We start from the raw sequence: 6,780 nt of genomic DNA on the forward strand, positions 1-6,780 counted from the left end.
CCTTCTTCTACCAGTATTTTCCTAAGTACTCCGCTTTCTTTTGCTTCTATTTCATTTGTAAGCTTATCCGTCTCAACTTCAAACAGAACTTCTCCCTTTTCAACTTTCTCCCCTTCACTTTTATGCCAGTCTACCAGGGTCCCCTCTGTCATGGTCAATCCAAGTTTAGGCATCACTTCAATACAACTCATTAAAAACCCTCCTAACATCTAAATAGCATATTGTCTTTTTCAACTAAAATTAGAACTGTAACATTTATTATCCATCTTTAAAGCTTTCATACCTTCAAAGGCTTTATAAGAACTTCTAACATAAGGTCCAGATGCAACAAATTTAAATCCTTTTTCAAGTGCTATCTTCTTATATTCCTCAAACTGCTCAGGAGCAACATATTCAAAAACAGGCAGATGGTTCTTAGATGGTCTAAGATACTGACCTATAGTGAATATATCGCATTTTGCCTTTAATAAATCATCCATCACTTTGATTACCTGAACTTTGGTTTCTCCCAGCCCAACCATTATGCCGCTTTTGGTGTATATATTTTTATCTAAAATTTTCACCTGTTTTAAAAGTTCAATAGATCTATTATAAATTGCCATGGGCCTGACTTTCTTATATAAAGATTCTACTGTTTCAATATTATGGTTGATAATATCCGGCTTTGCTTCAATTATTTTTTTTAAGGCACTCCAATTTCCCTCCAAATCCGGTATTAAAAGCTCAACAGTCGACTCTGGATTTTCTCTTCTAATTTCTCTTGTGATCTTAGCAAAATGCCCTGCTCCACCATCTTTTAAATCATCCCTGGTAACAGAAGTCACAACTATATGTCTAAGGTCTAATTTTTTACTTGCAGCTGCTATTCTCTCCGGCTCCTCATTATCCAAAGGTAACGGCTTTCCCTTAGCTACAGCACAAAATATACAATTTCTTGTGCAGACATCACCCATAGCCATAAAAGTAGCTGTAGCATGTTTGAAACATTGTCCTATATTAGGGCAATTTGCACTTTCACAGACCGTATGAAGCGAAAGTTCTTTTAACATATTTTCCATTTTATCTAATACAACTGCATCAGGTGCTTTCATTTTCAGCCATTGCGGCCTTGTACCCAAAATAATCACTTCTTTCTATACGACTCGTCTGCATACTAAGGAATAAATACCACTTTACTCGCTATGCCTTTTTTTGCAAGTTCAATACCATTTTCAAAATCTTCAAGAGCCATTTTATGAGTTATCACAGGTGATATATTGAGCCTTCCTGAAGCCAGGGCATTCTCAAGTGCATACCATGTAGAGAACATTTTCCTTCCATGAATGCCAAATATTGATGCTCCTTTAAAAATCACTTCGCTGCCAAGATCAAGGCTTATATTTTTTCCTGGAAGTCCAATAAGTGCATATTTGCCTCCCTTTCTGAGGAATTTGAATCCCTGCTCTATTGCTCCAACATTCCCTGAACATTCAATAATAGCATCTACTCCATAACCATTGGTACTGCTTTTAATTTTGTTTACGGTATCTTCTTCAGCTGAATTGATTATTGTAGTAGCTCCAATTTTTTTAGCGATTTCAAGTCTTGGAGAACTGATATCCAGTGAAATCACCTGGGAAGCTCCCATATATAAAGCTGAGGCAACCGCAAGCAGCCCTATGGATCCACATCCTATGACAGCTACGTTCTTACCAGCTACTTCACACTTTTGAACAGCTCTGAAAGAAGTTCCAAGAGGTTCAAAAACCGACCCAAATTCAAAAGAAATCTTTTTGGAAATCTTCACTGCACAAACTGCTGGAACAACCGCATATTCTGCAAAACATCCATTGGTATTGATACCAAACATTTTAAGATCATTACATATATGCTGCTCACCAATTTTACACTGCAGGCATTTTCCACAGGGAATATGGGTTTCAACGGAAACATGATCATTAATTTCAAGACCAGTAACTTCTTTTCCCACTTCTACTACTTCACCACAGCATTCATGTCCGGCAATTAACGGCAATTTGATCCCTGAATTCTGAGCCCACATATTCCAGTCTATGATGTGTAAATCCGTACCGCAAAGTGCCGCTGCTTTAACCTTTATTAAAACTTCATCTCTGGCAGGTACAGGCTTTTCCACTTCTCTCAATTCCAACCCCGAAGCCGGTAACATTTTCATCAATGCTTTCACAGTCTTCGCTCCCCCTTTTTTAATATAGTCACTCTCAATCAACAACAGAACATCACAGGCATTTAAAGTATATATAACTCTAATGCCTGTTCACCACAAACTTTGCTAATCCATCATTATGCCTTCATCTACATCTGAAATCTCTCCAGTAATAAATTCCGCCAGATCAGATGCCAAAAACATCACCATATTCGCAACACCTTCTGGTTTTCCAAATTTTCTGAGAGGTATTGTATTTAAAAAATTATTTCGTCTTTCTCCCTTAAATTCTTTTAGCATAGGTGTCTCTGTAGGTCCCGGACATACAGCATTTACATTTATACCATAGGGACCTCCTTCTCTTGCCAGCCCTTTTGTAAGTCCAATTACTCCAGCCTTTGATGCCGCATATATCGTATTTCCTAAAATCCCACCGCCACGTTTACCTGCTACAGAAGCAATATTTACAATTTTACCGCTTCTCCTTTTCTTCATTAATGGGAAAACTATCTTTGTAGTATTAAAGACGCTTTTCAAGTTTACACCCATAACCAGGTCATATTCGGATTCTGTCACATCTTCATAGGGTTTTGTATTGACAATACCTGCATTATTGACAAGTATGTCTATATACTCAAATTCCTTTAATATTTTGCCAAAGGTCTCTTTAACAGAAGAACTGTCCATTACATTTGTTTTATAAAATTTAGCAGTTCCCCCATCCTTTTTTATTTCATCTACAACTTTTTGGGTTTCTTCCTCTTTAATATCAAGGATTGAAACCTTTGCACCTTTACCTGCAAAACCTTTACATATAGCTTTACCTATTCCCTGACTTCCTCCTGTGACAACTACAACTTTATTCTCAAAATTCAAATCAAACACCTTCCTTATTAAATTCAAAAACTAGTTTATTGAGAAAATACTATAGCAACAGATTACTTAGATGTAGGTATACTATCTTTTGGCACAGTTTCATCAGCTGATACTTTGTGAAGAGTCAGTATAAATATACCAGCAAGAAGTAGTGAAACTGTCAAGTACATATAAGCACCATTATAAGAACCTGTACGAGTTTTTATAAATCCTACCAAATAAGGTCCAAACCAACCGCCTAAATTTCCCACTGAGTTAATTAAACTCGTAGCTCCAGCTGCTGCCGGTCCAGATAAAAAGGATGTAGGATAAGTCCACCAAACTCCCATACCAACATATACGCCAATAGCAGTGACACAAGTAAGTATAAAACTCAAAACAGGGTTGGTTATCATTATTCCCAGGCCCATTCCAGCAGCTCCTATAAACATGGGAATTGCCACATGCCATCTCTTTTCTCCAGTCTTAGAGGAGGAATTCCCATTGACTATGAAACCAATCAGAGCTATGGTCATAGGAATAATAATCAAAAAACTCACACTTGAATTGCTCAAACCTGATACTGACTTTAATACTGTAGGAAGCCAGAATCCAAATCCCCAGAAACCAGTAATCCACAAAAAGTATATAAGACACATTTTAATAACCTGTTTATCACCCATTGCCTGCCATAAAGTATATTTTCTTACTTTGTCCTTTTCACTTATTTCTTTTTTGGATTCCTCAGTAATTGATTTCTTTTCCTCTGCTGTCAGCCAATTTACATCCTCTGGATTATCTTTTAACCAGAAAATATATATAACTCCAACAATTATTGCCATAACACCTTCCAGTACAAATAGCATCTGCCATCCTCGAAGACTTAACCAGGACAATCCCAACAATACTCCTGCCAAGGGAGATCCAATTATATTGGAAACCAACAGAGAAGTGAGCATTATGGAAATGGCCTTGGGCCTATCCGTTTCATTAAACCATCGTGGAATAATAACAGAGTAGCAGACAGGATAAAAGCTTGCTTCTGCAGCACCTATCAGGAAACGAATAATATAAAATTGCATTGGTGTACGAATAACAGCCATAAGACTGGTAACCACACCCCAGGTAAGCATAATTCTCACAAGCCACTTGCTGGGACTGTGTTTTTCAGCAAATACAGTCCCCGGTACTTCAAATACAACATAACCAAAAAATAGAATTCCTGCACCCATTCCATAAACTTCGGCACTGAATCCAAGATCCTGGTTCATTGTCAAAGCAGCATAGGATATATTGAGCCGGTCAAGAAAAGCCAGCACGGAACCCATGAACAGCGGTAAAATAATATTTATATATTTTCTCCTCGTAAGGCTACCATTAACAGACATAATTTTATAACCCTCCTAATTTTGAATACATTCTCTCTTGTATTAACCCCAGTTGAATATATGCAATTTTTATTTATTCGGGAGGAGATATGGATAAAATACTTTAAACTCCTCCCAAAATATGTTTTTAGGCATCTTCAATTTCTTAAAACTGAAAATTAGCTAAACAAACATTCCTTTTATCCTGTTTACAACATCATCTGTCTTTGTCCTATATTCGTTTTCCAGCGTTGGCGAGAAAGGTATTGGTGTAAATGGTGCCCCAATTCTCACTACTGGTGCATCTAAATAGTCCATTGCCTCTTCAGCAACTATTGAAGATAATTCTGCACCAACTCCTCCCTGTTTTACGGCTTCATGAAGTACTGCAAATCTATTGGTCTTTTTAACGGAATTCAAGATTGTAGTTTTATCTATGGGAGATATAGTCATAAGATCTATAACCTCTGCATTTATCCCCTCTTTTTCCAAAATATCTGCTGCTTCAAGTGCCTGCTGCATCTTTATCGAATAAGAAACAATAGTCACATCTTTACCTTCCCTAACCACTTTAGCTTTTCCTATTTCATCTATATATTCCCCTTCAGGCACAGGTCCCTTTTGCGGATAAAGCATCTTATTTTCAAAATATATCACTGGATTATCATCCCTAAGGGCAGCTTTCAAAAGTCCCTTTGCATCAGCCGGATTCGATGGTATAACAACCTTAAGTCCAGGAATATGCATAAACCATGATTCAATACTTTGGGAGTGCTGTGCTGCACCTTGAATTGAAAGGCCGTCAGGTGCCCTTACTACTACTGGAAGCTTGCACTGACCTCCAAACATATATCTGACCTTTGCCATTTGATTAAAGAATTCATCCATTGCAACTCCCATAAAATCTGCAAAGTGCATATCGGCAACAGGTCTCATTCCCGCCAGAGCAGCCCCGATAGCTGCACCTATTATTGCCGTTTCTGAAATAGGAGTATCTTTTACTCTTTCACGTCCAAATTTCTGAGGAAGGCCTCTGAACTGCCCAAAAATTCCACCCTGTCTTGCTATATCCTCCCCCATGATAAATATGCTGTCATCTTTGGACATTTCCTCTTCCATCGCTTCACGTGTTGCTTCTGAAAACGTTATTTTTCTCATTTAAGTCATCCCCCTTTTTATACATATAGATCTTCATATAACTCCGATGGATCAGGGAATGGACTGTCTTTTGCATACTTTATAGCTTCTTCAAGACTCTTATCCGCAGCTGCCTTAATCTTGTCCATTTCCTCCCTGGTCATTAATTTTTTATCTAACACCTTTTCTTCAAAATTTTTAATGGGATCATTTTTGTCAAATTGCTCTTTAACTTCTTCTTTTGTCCTATACTTTTCCGGATCACCTACAAAATGTCCTTTGATTCTATAGGTTTTAGCTTCTATAAGCGTAGGTCCTTGCCCCTGCCTTGCCCTTTCAACAGCTTTTTTTGCCGCTTCATAAACTTTAAACACATCATTGCCGTCCACTATAACGCCGGGCATGTTGTACCCTACAGCTCTATCTGCTATATTTTCAACAGATGTAGTTGTCCTGTAAGGTGTAGTTGATGCCCACTGATTATTTTCACATACAAATATCACCGGCAATTTGAAAACGGATGCAAAATTTGCCGCTTCATGAAAAGTTCCCCTATTAGAGGCACCATCCCCAAAGAAAACCACAGACACATCTTTTCTCTTTTGATATTTAATCGCAAGAGCCGCGCCCACTGCTAAATTATAACCACCTCCAACAACACCGTTTGCTCCAAGCATTCCTACGTTAAAGTCCGCAATGTGCATTGAGCCCCCTTTCCCTCTGCAGAATCCCGTTTCACGTCCAAATATTTCGGCCATCATTCTATTGATGTCTGCTCCTTTAGCAATTGTATGCCCGTGCCCGCGGTGAGTACTCTCTATATAGTCTCTATCAGTTAAATTTGCACACACTCCTGTAGCTATTGCCTCTTCACCTATATACAGGTGAACAAAGCCCGGTATTTCTCCATTTAAAGACAAACTTTCAATATTCTTTTCAAAAGCTCTTATTTTAGTCATTGTCTTATAAAATTTGATTACTAATTGCTTATCAACTTCTGTCAAAACAATAATCCCTCCCTATGATTTTTATTTGATTACATGATGTTATTTTAGCATATATCATACCAATATCATGTAATTTAAAGTACTACATGAGACAATTCCAAGCCGCAGCCTATTTTTATGTTTAAAGTCATAAAAGTAACAGTGCTCAAAAATTTCACATTACATGCTGATTTTTTTAGCATTGCTAATTATTTTAACATTTTTATTATTACAAAAAGTAATAAAATAACACTTTATCTGAATATTATCC

Annotated in this window: 7 protein-coding genes; all 7 read right to left on the reverse strand. The window is 37.4% G+C overall.

Annotated elements, in window-relative coordinates; genetic code table 11:
* Positions 1 to 191, reverse strand: a 191-nt coding sequence (locus J5G60_RS15215) for a biotin/lipoyl-containing protein (RefSeq protein ID WP_328707015.1), incomplete at its 3' end; no start/stop codon positions are given.
* Between the two features lie 39 nt (positions 192 to 230).
* Complete coding sequence (lipA, locus tag J5G60_RS15220; RefSeq protein ID WP_150357245.1) at positions 231 to 1,118, reverse strand: lipoyl synthase; 888 nt, start codon at positions 1,116 to 1,118, stop codon at positions 231 to 233.
* Positions 1,119 to 1,153: 35 nt separating this feature from the next.
* On the reverse strand, positions 1,154 to 2,185 hold the full coding sequence (gene tdh / locus J5G60_RS15225) for an L-threonine 3-dehydrogenase (protein WP_150357244.1): 1,032 nt from the start codon (positions 2,183 to 2,185) through the stop codon (positions 1,154 to 1,156).
* A 105-nt stretch (positions 2,186 to 2,290) separates the two neighbouring features.
* Positions 2,291 to 3,040: an SDR family NAD(P)-dependent oxidoreductase gene (locus tag J5G60_RS15230; RefSeq protein WP_179976986.1), complete on the reverse strand. Its 750-nt coding sequence runs from the start codon at positions 3,038 to 3,040 to the stop codon at positions 2,291 to 2,293.
* Between the two features lie 62 nt (positions 3,041 to 3,102).
* Complete coding sequence (locus J5G60_RS15235) at positions 3,103 to 4,407, reverse strand: MFS transporter (protein WP_150357242.1); 1,305 nt, start codon at positions 4,405 to 4,407, stop codon at positions 3,103 to 3,105.
* A gap of 162 nt (positions 4,408 to 4,569) precedes the next feature.
* Entirely contained in the window at positions 4,570 to 5,544 is a 975-nt protein-coding gene (locus J5G60_RS15240) for an alpha-ketoacid dehydrogenase subunit beta (RefSeq protein WP_150357241.1), read from the reverse strand.
* A gap of 17 nt (positions 5,545 to 5,561) precedes the next feature.
* Positions 5,562 to 6,527 carry a thiamine pyrophosphate-dependent dehydrogenase E1 component subunit alpha gene (locus J5G60_RS15245; protein ID WP_279237951.1) on the reverse strand — a complete coding sequence of 322 codons (966 nt, stop codon included), beginning with the start codon at positions 6,525 to 6,527 and terminating at the stop codon, positions 5,562 to 5,564.
* Between the last annotated feature and the right edge of the window lie 253 nt (positions 6,528 to 6,780).

This window comes from Clostridium sp. HV4-5-A1G (genome assembly GCF_900184915.1).
GTDB classification, from domain to species: Bacteria; Bacillota; Clostridia; order Clostridiales; family Clostridiaceae; genus Clostridium_B; species Clostridium_B aromativorans.

Excerpts from the sequence above, each read along its gene's own strand:
- J5G60_RS15235 (WP_150357242.1), bottom strand. The coding sequence starts at position 4,407 with ATGTCTGTTAATGGTAGCCTTACGAGGAGAAAATATATAAATATTATT.
- J5G60_RS15240 (WP_150357241.1), bottom strand. The coding sequence starts at position 5,544 with ATGAGAAAAATAACGTTTTCAGAAGCAACACGTGAAGCGATGGAAGAG.